22 protein-coding genes are annotated in these 22,727 nt (G+C 69.9%); 13 read left to right on the plus strand and 9 right to left on the minus strand.

Annotated elements, in window-relative coordinates; genetic code table 11:
- Positions 1-4: 4 nt before the first annotated feature.
- Entirely contained in the window at positions 5-979 is a 975-nt protein-coding gene (gene ccsB, locus ABDC25_RS03925) for a c-type cytochrome biogenesis protein CcsB (RefSeq protein ID WP_021198980.1), read from the plus strand.
- Positions 980-1,099: 120 nt separating this feature from the next.
- On the opposite strand, the gene ABDC25_RS03930 is transcribed toward ccsB, so the two are convergent.
- From ABDC25_RS03930 to ABDC25_RS03940, 3 genes are all read right to left on the minus strand, one after another.
- Positions 1,100-1,690 carry a 2'-5' RNA ligase family protein gene (locus ABDC25_RS03930; protein WP_021198981.1) on the minus strand — a complete coding sequence of 197 codons (591 nt, stop codon included), beginning with the start codon at positions 1,688-1,690 and terminating at the stop codon, positions 1,100-1,102.
- A 131-nt stretch (positions 1,691-1,821) separates the two neighbouring features.
- Positions 1,822-3,795, minus strand: a complete 1,974-nt coding sequence (locus ABDC25_RS03935) for a YhgE/Pip family protein (protein WP_136025345.1) — start codon at positions 3,793-3,795, stop codon at positions 1,822-1,824.
- Complete coding sequence (locus ABDC25_RS03940) at positions 3,792-6,593, minus strand: MMPL family transporter (RefSeq protein WP_347124942.1); 2,802 nt, start codon at positions 6,591-6,593, stop codon at positions 3,792-3,794. Before ABDC25_RS03940 ends, ABDC25_RS03935 begins: the two co-directional genes overlap by 4 nt.
- Positions 6,594-6,724: 131 nt before the next feature.
- On the opposite strand from ABDC25_RS03940, the gene ABDC25_RS03945 reads away from it, so the two are divergent.
- Positions 6,725-7,348 (plus strand): TetR/AcrR family transcriptional regulator, encoded by a 624-nt coding sequence (locus ABDC25_RS03945; RefSeq protein ID WP_021198984.1) that lies wholly within the window; start codon positions 6,725-6,727, stop codon positions 7,346-7,348.
- Positions 7,349-7,390: 42 nt separating this feature from the next.
- On the opposite strand, the gene ABDC25_RS03950 is transcribed toward ABDC25_RS03945, so the two are convergent.
- Together ABDC25_RS03950 and ABDC25_RS03955 are read right to left on the minus strand one after the other, a co-directional pair.
- Positions 7,391-8,374, minus strand: coding sequence for an o-succinylbenzoate synthase (locus tag ABDC25_RS03950; RefSeq protein ID WP_347124945.1), 984 nt, complete (start codon positions 8,372-8,374; stop codon positions 7,391-7,393).
- A gap of 40 nt (positions 8,375-8,414) precedes the next feature.
- Positions 8,415-9,434 carry a GNAT family N-acetyltransferase gene (locus ABDC25_RS03955; RefSeq protein WP_021198986.1) on the minus strand — a complete coding sequence of 340 codons (1,020 nt, stop codon included), beginning with the start codon at positions 9,432-9,434 and terminating at the stop codon, positions 8,415-8,417.
- A gap of 119 nt (positions 9,435-9,553) precedes the next feature.
- On the opposite strand from ABDC25_RS03955, the gene ABDC25_RS03960 reads away from it, so the two are divergent.
- The 11 genes from ABDC25_RS03960 to ABDC25_RS04010 all read left to right on the plus strand — a co-directional run bounded on the left by ABDC25_RS03960 (position 9,554) and on the right by ABDC25_RS04010 (position 19,320).
- Complete coding sequence (locus ABDC25_RS03960; protein ID WP_029259789.1) at positions 9,554-9,886, plus strand: helix-turn-helix transcriptional regulator; 333 nt, start codon at positions 9,554-9,556, stop codon at positions 9,884-9,886.
- Between the two features lies 1 nt (position 9,887).
- Entirely contained in the window at positions 9,888-10,892 is a 1,005-nt protein-coding gene (locus tag ABDC25_RS03965) for a permease prefix domain 1-containing protein (protein ID WP_021198988.1), read from the plus strand.
- A gap of 10 nt (positions 10,893-10,902) precedes the next feature.
- Entirely contained in the window at positions 10,903-11,823 is a 921-nt protein-coding gene (locus ABDC25_RS03970; protein WP_347124948.1) for a 1,4-dihydroxy-2-naphthoyl-CoA synthase, read from the plus strand.
- A 28-nt stretch (positions 11,824-11,851) separates the two neighbouring features.
- Positions 11,852-13,006, plus strand: a complete 1,155-nt coding sequence (locus tag ABDC25_RS03975; protein WP_347124950.1) for an AMP-binding protein — start codon at positions 11,852-11,854, stop codon at positions 13,004-13,006.
- Positions 13,007-13,032: 26 nt separating this feature from the next.
- Positions 13,033-13,824: a class I SAM-dependent methyltransferase gene (locus tag ABDC25_RS03980; RefSeq protein ID WP_021198991.1), complete on the plus strand. Its 792-nt coding sequence runs from the start codon at positions 13,033-13,035 to the stop codon at positions 13,822-13,824.
- 61 nt (positions 13,825-13,885) lie between these two features.
- The gene (locus ABDC25_RS03985; protein ID WP_021198992.1) at positions 13,886-15,064 is read left to right on the plus strand and encodes a histidine kinase; all 1,179 of its coding nucleotides are present in this window, start codon (positions 13,886-13,888) and stop codon (positions 15,062-15,064) included.
- Entirely contained in the window at positions 15,061-15,696 is a 636-nt protein-coding gene (locus ABDC25_RS03990; RefSeq protein WP_347124953.1) for a response regulator transcription factor, read from the plus strand. The genes ABDC25_RS03985 and ABDC25_RS03990 overlap by 4 nt, the downstream gene beginning before the upstream one ends.
- 103 nt (positions 15,697-15,799) lie before the next feature.
- Entirely contained in the window at positions 15,800-16,561 is a 762-nt protein-coding gene (locus ABDC25_RS03995; RefSeq protein ID WP_021198994.1) for an ABC transporter ATP-binding protein, read from the plus strand.
- The gene (locus tag ABDC25_RS04000) at positions 16,558-18,018 is read left to right on the plus strand and encodes an FtsX-like permease family protein (protein WP_347124955.1); all 1,461 of its coding nucleotides are present in this window, start codon (positions 16,558-16,560) and stop codon (positions 18,016-18,018) included. Before ABDC25_RS03995 ends, ABDC25_RS04000 begins: the two co-directional genes overlap by 4 nt.
- 18 nt (positions 18,019-18,036) lie before the next feature.
- Entirely contained in the window at positions 18,037-18,696 is a 660-nt protein-coding gene (locus tag ABDC25_RS04005; RefSeq protein ID WP_021198996.1) for a 2-phosphosulfolactate phosphatase, read from the plus strand.
- 138 nt (positions 18,697-18,834) lie between these two features.
- A complete protein-coding gene (locus ABDC25_RS04010; protein ID WP_347124957.1) occupies positions 18,835-19,320 on the plus strand; it encodes a DUF3054 domain-containing protein in 486 nt (161 codons plus the stop codon).
- Positions 19,321-19,327: 7 nt separating this feature from the next.
- On the opposite strand, the gene ABDC25_RS04015 is transcribed toward ABDC25_RS04010, so the two are convergent.
- The 4 genes from ABDC25_RS04015 to ABDC25_RS04030 form a co-directional block, all read right to left on the minus strand.
- Complete coding sequence (locus ABDC25_RS04015; RefSeq protein ID WP_347124959.1) at positions 19,328-19,816, minus strand: SprT-like domain-containing protein; 489 nt, start codon at positions 19,814-19,816, stop codon at positions 19,328-19,330.
- 46 nt (positions 19,817-19,862) lie between these two features.
- Entirely contained in the window at positions 19,863-20,390 is a 528-nt protein-coding gene (locus ABDC25_RS04020) for a hypothetical protein (RefSeq protein WP_021198999.1), read from the minus strand.
- A gap of 157 nt (positions 20,391-20,547) precedes the next feature.
- Positions 20,548-21,408 carry a fused MFS/spermidine synthase gene (locus ABDC25_RS04025; RefSeq protein ID WP_021199000.1) on the minus strand — a complete coding sequence of 287 codons (861 nt, stop codon included), beginning with the start codon at positions 21,406-21,408 and terminating at the stop codon, positions 20,548-20,550.
- Positions 21,409-21,438: 30 nt separating this feature from the next.
- On the minus strand, positions 21,439-22,725 hold the full coding sequence (locus ABDC25_RS04030) for an LCP family protein (protein WP_021199001.1): 1,287 nt from the start codon (positions 22,723-22,725) through the stop codon (positions 21,439-21,441).
- Between the last annotated feature and the right edge of the window lie 2 nt (positions 22,726-22,727).

Below are 22,727 nucleotides of genomic sequence, written 5' to 3' on the forward strand. Positions count from 1 at the left end.
CACCATGCTCGAGCTCAACGTGATCTCGCCGGTCCTGCTCTGGACGGCGATCGCGATCTACGCGGCGGCCTTCGTGGCGTACGCCTTCGATCTCGCGCGGCGCTCGCAGGCGACGGCCGATGCGCAGAACGTGCGCGAGTCGGTGCTCGTCGGGGCCGGTGGCGGCAGCATCACCGCATCCACCGGCGCTCCCGTGGCAGACGCCGCTCCGCAGCGATACGTGATGGCCCGGATCGGCACCTCCCTGACCGTGCTCGGTTTCCTCTTCCACCTCGCCGCCGCGGTCACCCGTGGCATCGCGGCAGGCCGGGTGCCGTGGGCCAACCTGTACGAGTTCGCGATGATGGGCACGCTGCTCATCATCGCGGTGTACCTCGTCGTGCTCACTCGCATCGACCTGCGCTTCCTCGGTACCTTCATCACCGGCCTCGTCGTGGTGCTGCTCGGCCTCGGTGCGACGAACTTCTACGTCGATGTCTCGCCGCTGATGGACCCGCTGAAGAGTGTGTGGCTCGTCATCCACGTGTTCGTGGCCTCGGTCGCGACGGCGTTCTTCGCCCTCGCATTCGCCCTGTCGGTGATCCAGCTGATGCAGTCGCGACGTGAGCGACTTCTCGGCGAAGGCGCGAAGAAGACCGGGCCCGGCTTCCTCCGTACCTTCCCGAACGCCGTGCGCCTGGAGAGCCTGGCGTACATGTTCACCATCATCGGCTTCATCCTCTGGACCTTCACGCTCATCGCGGGGTCCATCTGGGCCTACTACGCCTGGAGCCGCTTCTGGGGCTTCGACGTCAAGGAGACCTGGACCTTCGTGATCTGGGTCATCTACGCCGGATACATCCACGCCCGTGCGACGCGCGGCTGGCGCGGCAACCCCTCGGCCTGGCTGGCGATCGTCGGGTTCTCCGCTGTGATCTTCAACTTCACGATCGTGAACGTCTTCTTCAAGGGCCTGCACGCCTACTCCGGCCTGAGCTGAGCCTGCCTCCGGCTGCGAAAACGGAGACCTCCCGGCTCCGTCCCGGCGCGTCTGAACAAGACACGCGGGGCGGGGTGCGGGAGGTCTCTGTTTTGGCCGAGGGGCGAGCTGGGCCGAGGATCAGCCGCCGAGAGGGAGGACCTCGGCGTGCTCGATGCCGTCTTCGTACCAGACCAGCTCTGCTTCGGCGATGACCTCGGTGGGCGCGGATGAGAGCGGGCGGACCTCGGCTTTCGCGAATCGCGACCAGTCGGCCGCGTCGAGAGTCTTGCCGTAGAGCACCGACAGGTGGAACGTCCAGTCGGCCAGCGGGAGTTCGCCGAGGCGGCGGTAGTCCGTGGCGTCCAGCGCGGCAGTCAGGGTCGAGTACGCCGAGACGAGCGAGGCACTCCGGGCGAGGCGCACGATCAGGATCTGCCAGGGCAGGGGGAACTCGTCGACGGCCTCGGCGCTCACCTCGATCGGTTCCTGCCGTGCCGCCCAGGTGCGGATCAGCGCGGTGAGTTCCTCGCGCCGCTCGGGCTCAAAGAACCCCCGGAGCGTGACGTGTCCGGTGTGCGGACGCCGCGCCGGGATGACGAGGCGATCGAGCGCGGTCTCCTGGATCTCCCGATAGACCTCGGCGACCGCACCGGTGGGCCGGAGCACGAGGTACTGCTGCCCCTCGAGGCTCGCGAGTTGGTCGGGGGTGTCCATGAACGGTCGACGCATGTCAGGATCCTAGGTCGCGGGCGACGCATGCCGAAACGGAGACGGTCACAGGCGCGGCCCGGCGCGTCATGCGTCGACGCGCCGGGCCGGGCACTGGTGGTCTCCGTTTTGGCAGGGAGGTGCGGACGACGTCAGGCCGTGGCGAGGACCGCCTTGGCCGAGGTCGTGCGTCGCAACGTCACCGCGAGCGTCGTGGCCACGAGCGACAGCACGCCCCAGACCACGAGTGCCGCGACCGCGGAACCGCTCGGCGTGATCAGACCCGCGAAGGCCGGAGCCGTCGGGAGGGCGGCCCCGATGCCAGCCAGCCAGTCCGGCACGGTCGAGATCAGGCCGGTCGCGACCGCGAGCACTCCGACGAGGGCGGAGATCCAGCGTCCGACGCCCCCGAACAGGGCGACGAGGGCCTGGTTCACGGCGGCGAACACCACACCGGCGAGCACGGCCGTGCCCGCGAACGCCCACCAGGTGCCGGCGTCATAGCTCGCCACGATCTGCACGATCAGCGACACCAGGAGGCCCTGAGCCGCACCGACCAGCGCGGCCGGGGCGAAGGCCCGCAGCGCGAGAGTAGCGGATGACCGGCGCGAGGTGAGGGTGCGAGCGGTGTGTGCGCGCATCACCACGAACGACGCGAGACCGCCGAACCAGAGCACGACCGCCGCGAGCAGCGGGATCGCCGTCGGGCCGAAGATGGTGTTCATCGACGAGTTCGATGACACCGGGTCGGCGATCACCGAGGCGAGCGACTTCGACTCGGTGTCGCTGAACGAGGGCAGGGAATCGGATGCCGTGCGCAGCCCGCCTGCGAGGTCACCTGTGCCGGTCGCCAGGGTGTCGAGCCCGGTGGTCAGTTCGGTGGCTCCGTCGGCGAGGGCGGTCGCTCCGCCGGAGAGCTGGGTCGCGCCGGAGGCGAGGCCGCGGGCGCCGGTGGCCGACGCTCCGATGCCCTGGTCGGCGAGCTGGGTGAGGCCGCCTGCGAGCTGGGTGGCGCCTGCTCCGGCCTGCGACATGCTGGAGGCCAGCGTCGTGAACGTACCGGGGAGGGCGGCGACGCCATTCGCGACCTCGGGCGCGTTGAGGATGCCGGATGCCGTGCCGGCATCCGTCGCGACGGAACCGGCCTGCGTTGCGAGTGAGGTGTAGAGCGCGCACTCGGCCTGGTCTGCGACGGGGGGTGTGCAGGCGGCCTGGGCCATTCCGCCCAGCTGCTGGGCGAGAGCGACCGAGTCGTCTGCGGCGGAGCGTGCGGATGCCGAGGCGCTCTGGATCCCGCCGACGAGCTGCTGAACCCCGGCGACGCTTCCTTGCAGTTGCGCGCCGCCATCCGTCAGTCCGGCCCCGATCGCACCCGCGCCGGCCGCAGCCTCGCGCGTCTTGCCCGCGATCGTGTCGAGCCCGGAGGCGAGCGACGATGCCCCCGTCCCGAGCTCACCCGCACCGGAGGCCAGCTTCGTGGCGCCTTCGGGGATCGCTGCCGCTCCGGTGGCGGCATCGCGCGCGCCGTTCGCGAGCTTCACGGCGCCGTCTGCCGCCTCGCCGATCTGGTCGCCGATCGTGGTGAAGCCGACGAGGATGTTCTCGGTCGTCGCCTCGGAGAGCATCGTGCCCATGGTCGAGGCGGCGACGTCCGCGATCTGCCCGGTGATGAGGTCGTCGGCGACGAGTCCGTCCTCCGGGGTCGTGACGGTGATGGTGGCCTGCTCGGCCTTTCCTCCGCCGTCGGAGATCGCGGTGCCGGCGGAGGTGGCGGCGGACGAGAAGTCCTCGGGGATGGTGATGACGGCCTGGTAGGAGCCGTCGGCGAGACCGTCGGCGGCGTCGTCCTTGTTCGAGATCACCCACGTGAGGTTCGAATCGAGGTCGTCCGACCCCTCCACGAGACCCGAAGCCAGCTGGCGTCCGAGGGGAGTCATCTGACCGTCGATGGTCACCGGCTCGTCGAGGTTGACGATGGCCGCGGTCATCGAGTCCAGGCGTTCGGTCGGGTTCTGCAGCGCCGCGACGAGGATGCCGCCTACCGCAGCCGGCAGCAGCAGCACGCCGAGGATGGTCAGCCAGGTGATGGGCTTGCGGGAGCGCGCGCGCTCGATGGGGAGGGTCATGCGGTCACCTCGGTGGAGTCTGCGGTACTCCGGCGAGGAGCACGCGTGTCGAGAGTCTGGGGGTCGGGCCATCCGGCCTCGGCGAGGACGGCCCGTGCCGAGTCGGCATCGGAGGCGGTGGCGAACACCGCGAGCGTGCGGGAGGCCGCGGCATCGCGCAGCATGGCCGTCGCCTGGTCACGCTGGCCACCTCTCAGGCGGTCGAGTCCGTCGATCACGACGACCTGCGACTTCCCACGGAGCGCTTCGGAGAGGACGCCGAGTGCGGCATCCGCGTCGTCGACCAGCACGCAGCCGACGTGCGCGCGCACCCAGGCCGCACGACCGGGGAGCAGGTGTCCTGCGACGCGGAGCTTCCCGTCCGTCGGCACGAGGCGTCCGGCGACGGTGAGGGCCAGGGCCCGACGAGTCCGCAGATCGCCGCCCGTCGCGATGACCGCACCGCCCTCGGCGATGCGCATCGACAGGCCCTCGACGAGCGGCGCATCTGCGCTGATCTCGAGGTCGTCGGCCGCGACGACCGATCCGTCGCCGGGCCAGGCGGCCAGGTGGCGTTCGCGTTCGACCGCCTCGCCTTCGACGTCGACGCGGGGGAGGATCTTCTCCAGCCAGCGCGGGAGCTCCCAGGCACGCTCGCCCAGGATCGCCATGAGGGCGGGGATCAGCGTCATGCGCACCAGGAAGGCGTCGAATGCGATACCGGCGGCGAGGCCGAGTGCGATCGGTTTGAGCGACGAGTCGCCCTCGGGGACGAACGCGACGAAGACCGCGAACATGATGAGCCCGGCCGCGGTGACGACCTTCGCCGAGCCGGTGAAGCCGCTGCGCACGGCCCGGAGCGCGGCGGCCCGCCGGGTGGCACGGTTCGGGCTCGTCGCGTCCTTGTCATGCACGAAGTCCTCGCGCATGCGGGAGACCAGGAACACCTGGTAGTCCATCGCGAGACCGAACAGCACGCCCATCAGGATGATCGGCATGAAGCTGATGATCGGCCCGACCTTGGCGACGTGCAGCAGATCGGCGAACCAGCCCCACTCGAACACCGCGCCCACCACGCCGAAGGCGGCGACGATCGACAGCAGGTAGCCGACGGCGGCAGTGATCGGCACCCAGAGCGAGCGGAACACGATGGTCAGCAGGATCAGCGAGAGGCCGATCACGAAGATGCCGAACGGCAGGAGCGCGTTCCCGAGCTGGTCGGAGATGTCGATGCCGACGGCCGTGAACCCGGTGACCTTGAGGTCGATGCCGAACTCGTCGAGCCATTCGTCGTGATGGCTGCGCAGCTCGCGCACGAGATCGGCGGTCGCCGGGTCGTCGGGGGCGGTCTCCGGGATGATCTGCACGATACCGGTGTCGGCCGTCTCGTTCGGCGTCGCGAGGGCGACCTCCTTGACGCCGGGGACCTTCGCCACGGCGTCGCCGAGATCTTCCATCAGGGTGAGCGGATCGGTGGAGGTGACGATCGTGCCGGTGAGGATCAGTGGACCGTTGAAGCCGGGGCCGAACTGCTCCCCGACGAGGTCGTAGTTCTGGCGGGCCTCGGAGTCCTTCGGGAGCACACCAGCATTCGGCAGCGCGAGGTCGAGGCTCAGCGCGGGAACGGCCACGATCCCGAGTCCCAGGACGACGGCGAGAGAAACCAGCACGGGGTGCTTCATGACGCCGCCGACCCAGCGGGCGCTGCCCTTCACCGGGGCGACGACGTCCTTCGGCTCCTCCGACGCGTCGGAGGCGGTGCTCTTCTTCGCCTTCGACGCCTTGACCTTCTTCGGGCGGCCGACGACCCTGCCCTTCATGAAGCCGAGCAGAGCCGGGGTGAGGGTCACGGCGATCGCCACGGCGACGGCGACCGCGGCGGAGGCGGCGATGCCCATCGTGGTCAGGAACGGGATACCCGCGAAGCCGAGGCCGATCAGCGCGATGAGCACAGTGACGCCCGCGAACACGACAGCGGAGCCTGCGGTTCCGACGGCGCGCGAGGCGGACTCCTCCGGGTCCACGCCCGCGCGCACCTGATCCTGATGTCGAGCCATGATGAACAGCGCGTAGTCGATGCCGACCGCGAGCCCGAGCATGAGCGCCAGCAGCGGGGTGGTCGAGGAGACGGTCGCGAACGCGGTCGCGGTGAAGATGCCGGCCATCGAGATGCCGACGCCGAGGATCGCGGTGAGCAGGGGGAGGCCCGCCACCACGAATGAGCGGAACGTGACGATCAGCACGAGCAGGGCGATGAGCAGTCCGACCGCTTCGGTGAGGGTGACGCCGGGGATGGAGATCGCGAAGAGGTCGCCGCCGAGGGAGGTCTGCGAGCCCGCGGGGAGCTCGGCGTCGAGGTCGCTCACGACCGAACGCAGCGCATCCTTCGTCTCGTCCGAGACGTCGGTGGACTCGCCGTCGAACTGCACGCGCACGATGGCGGCGGTGTCGTCGTCGTTGATCATGCCCTTGACCATCTCGTCGTACGGCGAGGTGGCCGCGAGAACACCGTCGAGGTCGCTCAGCTCGTCGACCGCGCCCTCGATGTCGTCCCGGTACTCGTCATCCGTGATCTTGTCGCCGTCGGCCGCGACCACGATGAACTGCGCGTTCGTGCCGCTCACCTGCGGGAACGAGCGGGAGAGCTGCTCGAGCCCCGCCTGCGACTCCGTACCGGGGATGGAGAACGTGTTGTCGGTTCCCGCGCCCAGCACGAGCGCTCCGGCGCCGGCGATGCCGAGCGCGAGCAGCCAGGACACGAGGACCCGCCACGGGTGCCGGAAGGACCAGCGTCCGAGCGAGGACAGGAGTGTGGACACGCGTTCCTCCGAGGGGTGCGGGGTGGATACACAGGTGTATCCAATACATAGATGTATCGTAAGGTGACCCGCCCGGCCAAGCCTGTGTGCGGGGTGTGAATCATGCGAGAGTGAAGGGTCAGGAGGTTTCGATGTCGACACCCGCAACCCGCAGCCGCGAGAACACGCGAGCCCGCCTGCTCGAGGCGGCGGCGCAGGTCTTCGCCGAAGTCGGGCTCGATGGAGCGTCGGTGGAGGCCGTCTGCGAGCGTGCCGGTTTCACCCGCGGTGCGTTCTACTCGAACTTCGAGTCCAAGGACGAGCTGTTTCTCATGCTCGCCGCCAGCGTCTCCGAGGTGCGCGTGAACGCGGTGCGCACCCGCGTGGAGGAGCTGACGGCCGCCGGTGCCCTGGTCGAGGGGTGCGATCCGATCGACCTCGTGCAGCAGATCATGGAGCTCGGCGGAGACGATCGTCTCGGTGTCATGCTGCTCAGCGAGATCCGTATCCGTGCACTGCGCGACGCGAGGTTCGGCGAGGCCTACCTCACGCAGGAGCGCGAGATGGTCTCGAGCATCGCGCAGATCGTCGACGACATCGTCACCGCCGGCCTGCTGCGCCTTCGCCTGCCGGCCGAGACGGCTGCCCGCATGCTCATGATCATCTGGGAGGGCATGACCGTGCGCGGCGCCATGGCGGGCCAGGATGACGCCCAGCTGCGGCACTCCGGTGGCGAAGAGCTCGGTCGTCTGGTGCAGCTGCTCATCGAGCAGTAGTCCGCAGGTTCGCCGGGGTGGAGGTGGAGGGGTCCACCCCGCTCAGCGCGCGCTGTTCGAGAGCTCGTAGTGGCAGCGGGCGAGTCGGGCGAACCACCACTCGCGACGCTCGTCCGAGGCGGCGAGACGGTTGAGGGACTCGGCATCGGGCGTCACGCGGCGGACCGGGATCGTGCCGTCGACGGGACGCAGGTCCGCCACGTCGTCGAGGAAGAGCGACGCCGTGCCGAGCCCGCAGTCGTAGTCGAGCGACGGGAGCGCGGCAGCGAGTGCGGCCCCCTGTGACAGGCCGACCGCCGTGTCCAGCGCACTGGAGACCACGACGGGCAACCCCGCGGCGGTGACGATCTGCAGGGCGTGGGTGATGCCGCCCAGCGGCTGGGCCTTGATCACGAGCAGATCCGCAGCAGAGGCACGTGCGACCGCGAGCGGGTCGGTCGACTTGCGCACGCTCTCGTCGGCCGCCACCGGGATGCCCATGTACTTCACGCGCCGGCGCAGTTCCGCCAGCTCCGGCACCGTCGCGCACGGCTGTTCCACGTACTCCAGGTCGTATTCGCCGAGCGCGTGCACCGCGTGCTCGGCCTCGTCGACGTTCCACGCGCCGTTCGCGTCGACGCGGACGCGTCCCTCCGGCCCCGTGACCTCCCGCACGGCGCGCACTCGCGCCACGTCGTCGGCCAGGGTCTGGCCCGGTTCGGCGACCTTGACCTTGGCCGTGCGGCATCCGGGGAACCGTGCCAGCAGCTCGGGCACGCGCGCCGCATCGATCGCCGGCACCGTGGCGTTCACGCCGACCCGGTCGCGCAGCGGCTCCGGCTGCGCACGCCACGCATAGTCGATCGCGGCGGCGAGCCACGTCGCCGCCTCCGCATCCTCGTACTCCACGAACGGGGAGAACTCCGCCCACCCTTCCGGCCCCTCGAAGAGCAGGGCCTCCCGCACGTCCACGCCACGGAAGCGGCTGTGCATCGGGAGGGCGACGACCCTGGCCGAGTCGAGCAGGTCTGCGAGTGGCGGGATCATGTGCCCATTCTGTCCCCGCGGAGTCTCTGAGCGCCGCACGTCAGGCCAGGTGTTTCTGCAACTCGCCCATCCGCTCGGTGGGGGCGAACCCGAGCAGGGTGTTGACGGCGAGCATGTGGGCGTTCGACTCGGCGTTGTAGGTGTAGACCGCCCGTGCCTGCGGCGCCGCGTGCTGCAGCAGGCGGAGATTGGCGATCTTCACCGCGGTGCCGAGGCGGTGGCCGCGATCCGAGCGACGTACGAGTGTTCCCCACTGGTAGGCGTTGCCGTCGTCCCCCGACACGACCAGCTGGGTGTAGGCGACCGCCTCGCCCTGTGGGTCGAGGGCGATCGTGCCGATCGACAGACGGTTCTGCCGGATGAGGAGGTCCTCGTGCTCGCGGATGCTCTCCACATCGGGCTTCGCGGGTTCGATGTCGAGATCGCCGCTGGGCGCTTCGGTGTCGATCGAGGCATCGAGGATCGCCCAGCCTTCGACGACATCATCCGGTACCGGCCCGACCCAGCTGCGGATCGTGTAGCCCTGGATCGCGGCGGCGATGTCGGCGTCGATGCCGTCGAGCACTGTCGGCGCGACAGGAAGTGCGAGCCTGTTCTGCACATCGCCGAGCGCGAGCGCGTAGCCGTGTCGACGAGCGAACTCCCGGCCAGGGTCGCCGGAACCGTCGGAGCCGAGCTCGTACCGCCACGAGGTGTCGCCCTGCGCGGTGGTGCGTCCGGCGGCCGCGGCTTCGCTTTCGAGGAACGCGAGGGCGGCGGACCCGACTCCGCGCCGTCGGTGCGCGAGGGGCACATCGATGTCGACGTAGGCGACGTGCGTGTTGTCCTTCAGTGGGAGGGTGAGGCCCGCGGCACCCACGACGAGGCCGTCGTCGTGCAGCAGGAAGGCGCGCCGCTCGTTGACCCGTGACTCCTGCTGCAGCTCGCTGCGGGTCTCCTCCCGGGACCAGACGGGGATGTCGTCCCCGCGGTCTGCGCGCTCAGCGGACGCATAGGCGTCCCACCAGGCATCCACCGCAGCGGCGTCGAACGGGTCGATGCGCGTGATCTCGAGCGTCATGTCTCCACGGTACTTTCCCGCCTCGACACTTTCCCGTCTCGATGCTCTCTCGTCTCGCCTTGGATCGCGCATAAATGTGTGATTGACAATGGTGTGTGACGCACAGTAATGTGATCGTCATGAACGAGACGCTCGACACACACCTGCAGGAACTGCGGCGCGGCACCGTGGTGCTCGCCTGCCTGCAGCTGCTGCGCACGCCGGGGTACGGCTATTCGCTGCTCGAGCAGCTCGAGCAGCGCGGCTTCGCTACCGACGCGAACACCCTCTATCCGCTGCTCCGCCGCCTGGAGAAGCAGGAGTACCTCACGAGCGAGTGGAACACCGACGAGGCGCGGCCCCGCAAGTTCTACCGCACCTCCGACGCCGGCATCCGCCTCGCCGACACCCTCACCGACGAATGGCGATCACTCACCACCGCGATCGCGTCCCTCACCGCAGAGGAGAACTGACATGACCACGACGTTCACACTCACCGAGCGCTACATCAGCGCGACGATCCGCAGTCTGCGCCCCGACGCCCAAGCCGACGTCCGCGCTGAGCTCGAGGCCTCCATCGCCGACGCGATCGAGGCCAGGGTCGAGCAGGGGGAGGCACCGGAGTCGGCAGAGCGCGCAGTGCTCACCGAACTCGGCGACCCGGGAATCCTGGCCGCAGGCTACGCGGATCGCCCGCTCTACCTCATCGGGCCGCGCTTCTACTTGACCTGGTGGCGGCTGCTCAAGCTGCTGCTGATGATCGTTCCCGTCTGCGTTCTGGGCGGCGTCGCGCTGGGACAGACCATCTCCAACGCCCCCGTCGGGGAGATCATCTCGACCTCGATCCTCGCGACCGGTGGTGCGATCCTGCACATCTGCTTCTGGACCACGCTCGTGTTCGTCATCCTCGAGCGCTCGAACAGCACGACCGCGATCGAGAAGTGGGATCTGGATCAGCTGCCGGAGCCGACAGAGAAGGGAGTGGGGCGGAGTGAGCTGATCGCCTCGCTCGTCTTCCTCGGCATCGCGATCGGTGCTCTCCTCTGGGATCGCTTCCGTGGTTTCGTCCACGTCGACGGCGGGGCGTTGCCGATCTTGAATCCGCAGTTGTGGCCGTGGGGGATCGGCGTCCTGTTACTGCTCATCGTCGCGGAGGCGGTGTTCGCCGTCGTCCTCTACCGCAGGGGACGCTGGAGCACCGGACTGGCCGTGGTGAACACGGTGCTCGCCGTCGCGTTCCTCGCCTGGGTTCTCGTGCTGCTGCTGACCGGTGACCTGGTGAATCCGGAGTTCCTCGCGCAGATCACCGCAGCAGGCGGGGAGGAGTTCGCGTCAGGGCAGGCGGAGTCGGCCGACGAAGGCGGGGTGTTCCGCATCCTCGCCGTCCTGTTGGGGTTCGGCATCGCGGTGGGCGTCGGTTGGGACATCGTCGACGGCTGGATGAAGACCTGGCGGGCGCGGCGTGGGCGCGAGGAATAGGCTGGATGCCGTGACCACCGCCTTCGTCTCCGATCTGTTCGACCCGGCCGAATGGGTGCTCGCGCCCGAGGCGGAGGACTACACCGACATCACCGCTCACGTCTCGCGAGACGGCGGTGTCGCACGCATCGCGTTCAACCGGCCGGAGGTGCGCAACGCCTTCCGTCCGCACACCGTCGACGAGCTCTATCGCGCACTCGACATCGCCCGGCAGGATGCGCGCATCGGCGCGGTGCTGCTCACGGGAAACGGACCGAGCCCGAAGGACGGCGGCTGGGCGTTCTGCTCCGGCGGCGACCAGCGCATCCGCGGTCGTGACGGGTACAAGTACTCCGACGCGGAGACGGCGATCGTCGACGGGGCGAGCCGCGCAGCGGTCGGCCGGCTGCACATCCTCGAAGTGCAGCGCCTCATCCGCTTCATGCCCAAGGTCGTCATCGCGGTGGTGCCGGGATGGGCTGCCGGTGGCGGACATTCCCTGCACGTGGTGTGCGATCTCACCATCGCCTCGGCCGAAGAGGCGCGCTTCAAGCAGACCGATGCGGATGTCGGCAGCTTCGACGCCGGCTACGGCTCGGCGTACATGGCCCGTCAGACCGGTCAGAAGTTCGCCCGTGAGGTGTTCTTCCTCGCCGAGGAGTACTCGGCGCAGCGTGCCTACGAGATGGGCGCCGTGAACCGGGTGGTGCCGCATGCCGAGCTCGAGCGCGAGGCGCTGAAGATGGCGCGCACCGTACTCACGAAATCTCCCACGGCGATCCGCATGTTGAAGTTCGCCTTCAACGCGGTCGACGACGGATTGGTCGGCCAGCAGGTCTTCGCGGGGGAGGCCACCCGCCTCGCCTACGGCACCGACGAAGCCGTCGAGGGCCGCGACTCGTTCCTCGAGAAGCGCGACCCGGACTGGTCGTCCTTCCCCTGGCACTACTGACCAGGGCAGCCCAGAGTCGGAGACGCGCATGACCGCCCTGATCCCCACGGATGCCGAAGATCCGGTTCGCCTGCGAGAGGCCCTGCAGCGCGCGCTCGACGGCGGTCCGGCGCTGGGGCTCGGGATGCTGACCGGCGCCCCGGAGGACGTGGCGGACGGCCTCGCCGCCGTGATCGCGACCTCGGGGTCGAGTGGGGTGCCGAAGCGGGTCGCGCTCAGCGGGGAGGCCCTGCGGGCGAGCGCCGAGGCCACGGCCGCGCGGATCGGGAGCGGTCGCTGGCTGCTCGCCCTTCCCGCCGGCTACGTGGCGGGACTGCAGGTGCTGGTCCGCTCGATCCTCGCGGACACGCAGCCCGCGCGGATCGAGGGCCGCTTCTCGCCGACATCGTTCGCCGAGGCGACCCTCGAGATGCTGCGGCCATCGCCAGGGGCCGGGGTCCCGGAGCTGTTCACGTCGCTCGTCCCGGCGCAGGTCGCGACTCTGCTCGACGCCGCGGACGACACCGCCGTCCGTGCCGCATTGACGGCCTACCGGGCGATCCTGGTGGGCGGGCAATCGCTCCCCGAACCGTTGCGCGAGCGTGCCGCCGATCTGGGGGTGCGTCTGGTGCGCACCTACGGTTCGACCGAGACCAGCGGCGGCTGCGTCTACGACGGCGTTCCTCTCGACACGGTCGGCGTGCGCACGGTCGACGGCGAGCTGCGTATCGCGGGCCCCATGCTCGCCGAGGGATACCTCGGTGACGGATCGCTGACCGCGCGTACGTTCGTGCGCGACGAGCACGGCATCCGCTGGTACCGGACCGGGGATCTCGGTCTCGTCGAAGACGGTGTCGTCCGGGTGCACGGCCGTGCCGACAACGTGATCGTGTCCGGAGGGATCAACATCTCGCTCGATCGTGTCGAGCGGGTCGTCCGCCGGATCGCGGGGCTGCACGAGGCGGTGGTGGTCGGCGTGGAGGACGAGCGCTGGGGCGAGGCGTCCGTGATCGTCGCGGCCCGGGGCGAGGTGCTGCGTCGCAGCGAGTCGGAGCAGCTCGCGCAGGCGCGCGACGCGGTCGAGAACGAACTCGGCAAGCATGCCCGACCGGCTCGTCTGATCATGGTGGACGAGATCGAGGTGCTGTCCTCCGGCAAACCCGACCGCGAGGCCATCCGCCGCATGGTCGCGCGACTGCGCTGAGGGCGGGCTCTGCCAGACTGAACCGCATGGCCTCGTACACGCATGGACACCACGAATCCGTCCTCCGCTCGCACAACGTGCGCGACATCGCGAACTCGGCCGCGTACCTCCGCCCCCACCTCACGTCCACGACCCGCCTTCTCGATGTCGGCGCGGGCCCCGGCAGCATCACGGTCGACTTCGCCGGCATCGTCGCGCACGTGACCGCGACCGAGATCGACGAGGATGCGCTGTCGCTCTCCCAGGGACTCGCGGCTGACCGGGGCCTGACGAACCTCGACTTCTCGGTCGAGGACGTGCACGCACTGGGCTTCGCCGACGACTCCTTCGACGTCGTGCACGCACATCAGGTGCTGCAGCACGTCGGCGACCCGGTGCAGGCATTTCGGGAGATGCGCCGCGTCACTGTTCCCGGCGGGATCGTCGCCGCGCGCGATGCCGACTACGCGGGCTTCCTCTGGTTCCCCGTGCTGCCCGAGCTCGACCGCTGGCTGGCGCTGTACCGTGCGGCCGCACGAGCCAACGGCGGCGAGCCGGATGCCGGTCGCCGTCTGCTGTCCTGGGCGCGGGCCGCAGGCTTCACCGATATCACCGCGACGGCCTCCACCTGGTGCTACGCGTCACCCGCCGAGCGCGCCTGGTGGGGTGGGATGTGGGCCGACCGCATCCTCGAATCCGCCCTCGCGCGGCAGCTCGTCGACAGCGACATGGCCACGCGCGCCGATCTGCAGGAGATCAGCGATGCGTGGAGGCGCTGGGCCGACGACGGCGACGGCTGGTATCTGGTGCCGCACGGCGAGATCCTCGCCCGCGCCTGACGGACGCGGATACATCCCACGACGGATGCCGGCGCGAGGGCCCCTCGCGTAGCGTGGGGGAGTGATCCGCCCGCTCTCTCGTACGGCGCTGACCCTCGACATCGTCGGGGCGGCGCTGCTCTTCCTCGTGCTCGTGCCGATGTCGCTGGTGTTCTACGGGCCCGGAACGGGGAACACCGCGATCGGGGGAGCAGCGGTCGCTGGCATCGTCATCGCGAGCGTCCTGATGTCGGGCGGCGTCGCCATCGGCCGGCTCGCCCCCGGGTGGGCGCTCGTTGCCGCATGGGCCGGCGCCGTGCTGCAGATGCTCTCCGGGTTCGGACCGTTGCCGATCGACATCGCGATCCTGCTCGTGCTGTACGCCACCTCCGCCTGGGGCACACGCCGCGTGCTCTGGTGGGGATTCGGTTCGGCGCTGTTCGGCGGCCTGGTCGCTGCCGTGTTCATGGTCATCGTCAACGGCGTCGCCTTCGGCACGGGCAGCGGGTGGGAGAAGGTCAGCGCGGGCACACTGCTGCTCGTCGTCTCCGTCATGGCGCTCGGGTTCGCCTGGGTGTGCGGGCTGCTGTGGCGCGTCGTCCTGCGCGCTCGCCGCACCCGGTCGGCCCAGCTGCAGGCGGAGTCGCTCGCCGCGGAGGAGCAGGAGCGGGTGCGGATCGCGCGCGACATGCACGATGTGGTCGCCCACTCGCTCGCGGTGGTGATCGCGCAGGCCGACGGGGCCAGGTACGCGGCTGCGGTGAAGCCCGAACTCGCGACCGAGGCGCTCGGCACCATCGCCCAGACGGCGCGTGGCGCCTTGAGCGACGTGCGGATGCTGCTCACACAGCTGCGGCACCGGCAGGGCGACGGCCCGCAGCCCACGCTCGCCGACCTCGAAGCGCTGTTCTCGCAGGTGCGGCAGGCCGGAATCGAACCGCGGGTCACCGTCGACCCGATGCCGCCGGGGGAGCCGCCGGCGGCCATCCAGCTCGCGGTCTACCGCATCCTGCAGGAAGCGCTCACGAACGCGATCCGGCATGGGGACGGCGCGGTCGACGTGCACCTCGCCTGGCTCGCGGACCGCGTCGACGTCGATGTGCGCAACACCGTCACGGGGGAAGCGACGGTGTCTCCCGGCGGGCACGGTGTCATCGGCATGCGCGAGCGTGCGCAGCTCGTCGGCGGTAGTCTGCAAGCCGAGCGCCGAGGGGCACAGTTCGTCGTCCACGCCACGCTCCCGATCGGAGTCTCCGAATGATCAGAGTCGTGCTCGTCGACGACCAGGCGCTCTTCCGTGCCGGGATCCGCATGCTCGTCGCCTCCCAGCCCGACCTCGAAGTCGTCGGAGAAGCCGGCGACGGCAAGGAGGCGCTCGAGGTCGTCCGCACGACCCGGCCCGACGTGGTGCTGATGGACATCCGGATGCCGGTCATGGACGGGCTCACGGCGACCGCCGAGATCCTGGCACGCCCGGAACCGCCGCGCGTCGTCATGCTCACGACGTTCGACCTCGACGAAGCGGCGGCACGGGCCATCCGGCAGGGCGCGAGCGGCTTCCTCCTCAAGGATGCCCATCCGGAGTTCCTGCTCGCCGCGATCCGCACGGTGCACTCGGGCTCGAGCGTGATCGCCGCCGCCGCGACACGCGACCTGTTCGAGCACTTCGCCGAAGCACCCAAGCCCGTGCCGCCGCAGTACGCCGACCTCACGGACCGCGAGCGGGAGATCTTCGCGCTCGCCGCCCGGGGGCTCTCGAACGCCGAGATCGCCGGCCGGGAGTACCTGAGCGAGGCGACCGTGAAGACCCACATCAGCCGCATCCTCAGCAAGCTCGCGCTGCGCGACCGCGTACAGCTGGTGGTCTTCGCGTTCGAGCACGGCCTCGCCTGAACGCCGTTCCGCGGGCGGAGTCCGCGGATCATCCTTGCGATGTATGCGGAAGGGTCCCCGGGAGCGATGACCGGCGAGGTACCGCGGAAATAGCGTCGGATGCATGGAGATCACGACCACCGACCTGGGGCTCGCCGCCCGCGTCCAGCACCTGAAGAAGACCTACGGCTCCGGTGAGGGCACCGTCCATGCGCTGGACGACGTCAGCGTCGGCATCCGCCGCGGACAGTTCACCGCCATCATGGGGCCATCGGGCTCCGGCAAGTCCACCCTGATGCACATCATGGCGGGGCTCGACAGCCCCACCGAGGGACGGGCCTGGATCGGTGACACCGAGATCACAGGTCTCGGCGACATCGATCTGACGATCCTCCGGCGTCGACGGGTCGGCTTCATCTTCCAGGCCTTCAACCTCGTGCCGACGCTCGACGCTCTCGGCAACATCATGCTGCCGTTCGAGCTCGACGGTCGTCGTCCGAGCGCGATCGAGAGGGCGCGCATCGACGGACTGATCGAGACGCTCGGGCTCGGCTCGCGTCTCTCTCACCGCCCGCATCAGCTGTCCGGCGGGCAGCAGCAGCGTGTGGCGATCGCCCGAGCCCTGGCCACGGCACCGGATCTGGTGTTCGCGGACGAGCCCACGGGCAACCTCGACTCGAAGACCGGACGCGAGGTGCTGCGTCTGCTCGCCACCGCGAGCCGTGAGCACGGCCAGTCCATCGCGATGGTCACGCACGACGCGATCGCGGCGAGCCATGCCGACCGCGTGCTCTACCTCGGTGACGGACGCATCGTCGCCGACCACCCGCGCCAGACCGCAGAAGAGATCTCGGCCTACATGCTCGCCGCCGAGGTGGCAGCATGACCGCCGTCGCCACGGTCGTCCCCGAGACCCGCGCGACCGGTCCTCGACTGGCCTGGCTGCGAGACCGGGGGATGGGCGCGAGCGTCCTGGTCGCCGCGCTGTCCGCCGCGTTCGGAGTGCTCCTGGTCGAGATCACGGCCTACATCGGCGCCGTGCTGCAGGCCGATCCCTTCATCGGCGACAGCGGGACGCTCGCGTTCGTGGTTGCACTGCTGTCGGTGCTTCTGACGGTCGTCGCGATGTACGTCGCCGCGATCGTCACCGCGAACACCTTCTCGACGATCATCGCCGGACGCACCCGTCAGATCGCGCTCATGCGTCTGATCGGGGCGACCGCGCGCTCGCAGCGGGCTCAGGTCGGCACGCAGGGGCTCGTCGTCGGGCTGCTCGGGGCGGCGATCGGCATGCTCGCGGGTCTCGTGCTCGCGGTCGTCGGGGTGCAGGTCGGCGGGCAGCTGATCGCCAACGCCCCGACCGACTTCTCCCTCGTGCAGCCGTTCGTGGCGCTGCCGGCGATCGGCGTGGCCCTCACGACCTGGGCGGCGGCATGGGCGGGTTCCCGCCGTGTGCTGTCGGTGACGCCTCTGCAGGCGCTCGGCGGGTCTGTCGAGCGCACGCACGACGACGTCTCCGGCACGCCGGGTCGGCACATCGGCGCCTGGGTGCTGCGCGTCGCCGGTGCCGCGCTCCTCGTGGGCGGGGTGCTGATCGGTCTCGTCACGCCGCTCGGGGTCGTCGTCGCCTTCTTCGGCGGTGTGCTCTCCTTCACGGGGCTCGCGCTCGGATCCGTTCTGTTCATGCCGCCGGTGCTGCGCCTGGTGGGGCGGATGTTCGGATCGAGCGCGACGGCTCGTCTCGCGGCCGAGAATGCGCTGCGCTACCCGGAACGCTCGTCGAGGATGGCGATCGGCGTGGTCATGGGCGTGACCTTGGTGACGATGTTCGCCGTGGCCCTCGAGTCGGCCAAGCGGCTGATGATGAGCCAGACCACCGGAGAGGTTCCTGCGGCGTTCTTCGCCCCGATGGACGCTTTCGCGGCGGTGATGATGGTGCTGGTCGCCGTCTCGGCCGTGATCGCGGCGGTCGGGCTCGTGAACCTGCTCACTATCGGCGTGGTGCAGCGTCGTCGCGAACTGGGGCTGCTGCGCTCGATCGGGCTGTCCAATCGCCAGGTGCGACGGATGGTGCTGCTCGAGGCGACCCACATCACGGTCGCCGCGACGCTGACGGGACTCGTGCTGGGCGTGGTGTACGGCTGGATCGCCGCGCAGTCGCTGCTCGGATCGGTGCCGACCCTGCCGGACTTCGTTCCCGCGGGACTCATCGCTCCGCAGATCCCGTGGATCCCCGTCGCCATCATCGTCGTCGCGACGGCGGTGCTGACGCTGGTGGCGGCGGCGACGCCCACCCGACTGGCGACCAGGGTGGCCCCGGTCGAGGCGCTCGCGGCGGACTGACGCCTCTAGGCTTGTCGGATGCCGTCGCCGTTCGATCAGTCCACCTACCAGGTCCGCCTCGACTGGGGCACCGCGGGTCTCGCCCGCCTCGCCGATGCCGACGTCGTCGTGGTCGTCGATGTGCTGCGGTTCTCCTCCACGGTCATCGATGCCACGGCGTCCGGCTCTGCGGTCGCGCTCGCGGAGGCGGAGGGGTGGTCGCGGAACGGGGCGGCCGTCGTCGCTGCGGCTCCCTCCGAGGCGACGGTGCTCGTCGGCGGCATCCGCAACGCGGCGGCCGTCGCACGGGCCGTGCAGACCATCCAGGAGCGACGGCAGGCACGCACCTCTGTCGCGGTGATCGCGGCCGGCGAGCTGGATGAGGCGGGTGCGCTGCGGTTCGCCGTCGAGGATCAGCTCGGGGCCGGTGCGATCGTCTCGGCGCTCTCGGATCGGGGTATCGATCACACGGCTCCGGACGCCGCGGTCGCCGCCGAGGGCTTCCACGCCCTGCGCGGCGCGGTGCGGCACATGATCGGTGCGAGCGGATCCGGCCGTGAGCTCGCCGCCGGCGTCGTCGCGACCGCCCGCATCGAAGCATCGGGTCTGATTCCGACCTCCGTGGCGGATGCCGCCGTCCTCGATGCGGTCGACGTCGTCCCGGTGCTCCACGAGGGATCGTTCGTCCGCTTCGACTGATGCGCATGCCCACCCCGTTCGGAGGATTTCTCCCCGACGGGCGGACGCGCGGCCGCAGGACATCCTCCCGACACGGAGATCTCCGCCGGTCACCGCGGGGCAGGCGCCGACACGGCCGCGGGCACGTAGGGTCGTGGCATGAGGTACCTTCCCGCTGTCGTCGTCGATGTCGTGCTCGTGCTGATCTTCGCCGCGATCGGTCGCGCGTCCCACGATGAGAACCCTGCGGGGTTCCTGCTCACGGCATGGCCGTTCCTGATCGCTCTGCTCGTGGGCCATCTCCTCGCCGCGCTGCTGCCCGGCCGCCCCCGTCGTCCCTGGTCGCTGCCATGGGGCGCAGTGGTGTGGGCCGTCACGGTCGCGGGTGGGATGCTCATCCGTGTGCTCAGCGGCGACACGGCGGAGCTGCCGTTCATCATCGTGGCGACGCTCGTGCTCGGGGCGTTCCTGGTCGGCTGGCGCGCGATCGCAGCCCTGCTGCGTCGTCGGCGCAGCGCTGCCGATGTGACCGTGGAATCCGGCGCGGCGGTCGATTCCGGCGCAGTGGTCGATTCCGGCGCGGCCGTCGAACCCGGCGCAGCACTGACGACCGATGCGGAGAGCCGCGACGAGCCGAAGGGCTGAGCCGCGGTCAGCGCGGCATCTGCGCGGCGAGGCGCACGTCGGTCGAGATCTCCCGTCGGGTCCAGGCGAAGAGATGACGGGAGTCGAATGTGCGCGAGCACCGGGCGCACGATGTCGGTCTCGTCGGGCGGCGGTGCCGGTAGGTGACGTGACCTGCGGGGCAGCTGCCCACCCAGGGGGCGAGCTCCACGGCCGTCTCACCGTGGTGGGTCGTTCCCCCGACGTAGCCGAGATCACGGGCGATGCGCTTCCACGCGGGCCCATGCGCAGCGGCGTGACCGGCGAGGGCGTGCGCGACCTCATGCAGCAGCACCTGATGGATGTCGTCGTCTTCGAAGCGTGCGGCGAGGTAGCGGGACACGGTGATGCGCTTCTTCGTGTAGTCGCACTGCCCGGCCCGCCGCTTGGCGTTGTCGAAGCCGAACGACCAGCTGTCGTCGAGGTGCAGCGTGATCAGTGCTTCGCCCCAGACGCGCACACGGTCGAGTTCCGCCATGCGATCAGGCTAAGCCATGCCGCCGACATCGCGGTGGCACGAAGACTCAGCCCGCGATGAGCTGCGGCGGGCGGCGCCGCTCGACAGCCTCGATGGCCAGGAGCGCGGTCTCGAGCTCGCGGTCTTCCGCACCCGACTCGCGCCGGAGGAACAGCGACTGCTTGAAGCTCTCCCTGGCGGTCTCGTAGTCGCCTGCGTCGTAGGCGTTCTTGCCGTGGTGCTGGTACGCGAACGCGGCGATCGACAGCCAGCGCTGCCCCTCCGCCTCGGTCGCGCAGGTCGAGAGCTCCTGTTCGGCTGCGGCGTGCGCGCCCCGATACTGCAGGATCGTGGCGTGCAGCACGCGGGCGCGCAGAACGTCCTTCCGGGTGCCGGCCATGCGCGCCTGACGCACCGTCTCATCGGCCAGCGCGAGCGCCTCGTCGAGGCGGTCGAGCACTTTCAGCAGCCACACGCGCTCCAGCAGAGCGGGCAGACTGCGCTGCGAATCGATCTCCGCGAGTCGTGCCTCGCACTCATCGAGATCGACCTTCTCGCGGAGGGTGTCCTGGTCGTATCCCCGGATCAAACTCATTGCTCTCCTTCCGCAGCGTCCCCCACCAGTCTGCCTTCCGGTGACGGGGTCGTCGGGGCGGCGCGCCCTGGTCTCCGCATCCTCTCTGCGACACACGGCGCCCCGGCGCTGCTGTCACCGATCGTGCCTCTCCTCGGACGCCGGAGACGCTCGTGGCTCAGCGCAGGAAGAGCGAGGCGTCGGGTCGCGGGGAGGCGATGGCGTCGGCGTCGGTCACGATCCGCGCCCCGTGGAGGAAGGCGTCCGCCTCGGCGCCCTGCGCGATCTTCGCGGGGTGGGGACCGGCGGCCAGGATGCGCGGCAGCCATTCCGTCGGCAGGGGAGCGGCCGAGGCCGCGACGACGAGGTTGCCGAACCGCCGGCCCTTGAGCACCTGTGTGTCGGCGAGGATGCCGATCTCGGGGAGCACGTCTGCGATGGTCGCGGCCTGTCGGCGGGCGAAGGCGAGACCGGGGCCGTCGGCGACGTTGACGAGGAGCACGCCGCCGGGCGCGAGCAGCTCCGCGAGCTCACGGTAGAACTCGACGCTGGTGAGGTGGGCGGGCGTCTGGGCTCCGGAGTACACGTCGGAGACGACGAGGTCGCAGCTGGCCTGCAGTCCGCTCGGCAGCTTCGCCACGCCTTCGCGGGCATCGCCGATCCTGATCCGGATCGGCGCGCCCTTCGGCAGGGGAAGGTGCTCCCGCACCAGCTGAGCCAGCGGGGCCTCGAGCTCGATCACCTGCTGGCGCGAACCGGGACGCGTGCTCTCGATATAGCGCGGGATCGTCAGGGCGCCGGCTCCGAGGTGCACGGCGGTCAGCGGGCCGGGCGGCAGCTGGTCGATCACCGCCCCCATGCGCACGATGTACTCGAAGTGCAGGTGCGTCGGGTCGTCCAGATCGACGTGCGACTGCGGCGTGCCGTCGACGATCAGCTCGAAGCCGCTCGTGAACTCCGACGGGATGATGCTGGCGATGCCGCCGTGATCCAACCGGACCTGGGGATGCTCGGTGTCGCGCGATCTCGTCCGGCCCATGGGCACGAGCCTACGCGCTGGCGATGCGGCTCAGCGCTGCTTGCCGTTCGCGCACGTCTCCTGCTCCGCCGTCTGGCCGGAGATGGCCGAGTCGAGCGTCGCACGGGGCGCCGGGGCGTCGGTCGCCGGGGCGTCGGTGGTCGGGGCGTCGGTGGTCGGAGGGTCGGTCGCGGGAACCTCGGGGGCGGTTCCCGGCGCGGGCTCCACGAGCTCGACGCCTCCGTTGTTGCTGACGTCCCCGGTGAGCTGCACGGGCTGCCCGGCCTTCAACGCGTCCCAGATGCTGGCCGCGGCGTCCCGGTTCGGGACGACGCGGTCGGAGTCGTCGGGGTCGGCGAACACCGGATACTGCAGGAAGACGAATTCGGAGAACGGCACGTCCTTGATCGAGAGGGCGAGCTGTGCGAGTCGGACGGGGTTGCCCAACTCGTCGCTGGGGTCGATGTTGTCGACGATCGTGTCAGCGAGCCCGAGCACCTTCCCCGGGTCGGAGAGCACCTCGTCGCTCATGATCTTCTTCACCAGGCGCGACATGTACTGCTGCTGGTTCGACACGCGCGCCATGTCGCTCTCGTCACCCACGCCGTGCCGTGTGCGGATGAACTGCAGTGCCTCGTAGCCGGAGACCGTGCGCAGTCCCGGCTCCCAGTCGATCGACGTGTGCTCGTCGCGGATGCCCTCGCCGCCGATGCACACCTCGACCCCGCCGATGGCGTCGGTGACCTCCATCACCCCGTCGAAGTCGATCTTCGCGGCGAAGGGGATCTCGATGCCGGTGAGCTCGGTGACGCTCTTCGCCACACACGACATCCCGGCGTTCTGATAGATCGAGTTGATCTGCGACTTGCTCGTCTCCGAGGCGACTGATCCGTCTTCCCTGGTGCACTCGGGTGTGGGGATCATGAGGTCGCGCGGGAGCGAGACGACCGTGACGTTGCGGGGCTCGGCCGACACGTGCACGAGCAGGTTCACGTCGTTGAGGATCCCCCCGTCGGCCTCCGAGCATCGCGCGGCGAGGAGCCCTGTCGACACCTCACCGCACTCGTCGGTCCCGATGATGAGCATGCTGAACTCGCCGGGGTACGCGCTGATCGAGGGCGGCTCGACCTCGGGCGCCCCTTCCAGGGTGACGGCGCCCTCATTGAAGCGGTTGAAGTAGTCGGTCACGACGAAGGCAGCGACCGCGATCGCGGAGACGAGCACGATGCCCAGGGTGATGCCGGCGATCTTCAGGATTCCTCTGGCGGGCCGGCGGGAGGGGAGCGTCGCGTGGCGGGCGACCGTCGAACGGTCCTTGTCAGGGGTGCGGCGAACCATCC

The sequence above is a fragment of the Microbacterium sp. SY138 genome (assembly GCF_039729145.1).
GTDB classification, from domain to species: domain Bacteria; phylum Actinomycetota; class Actinomycetes; order Actinomycetales; family Microbacteriaceae; genus Microbacterium; species Microbacterium maritypicum_A.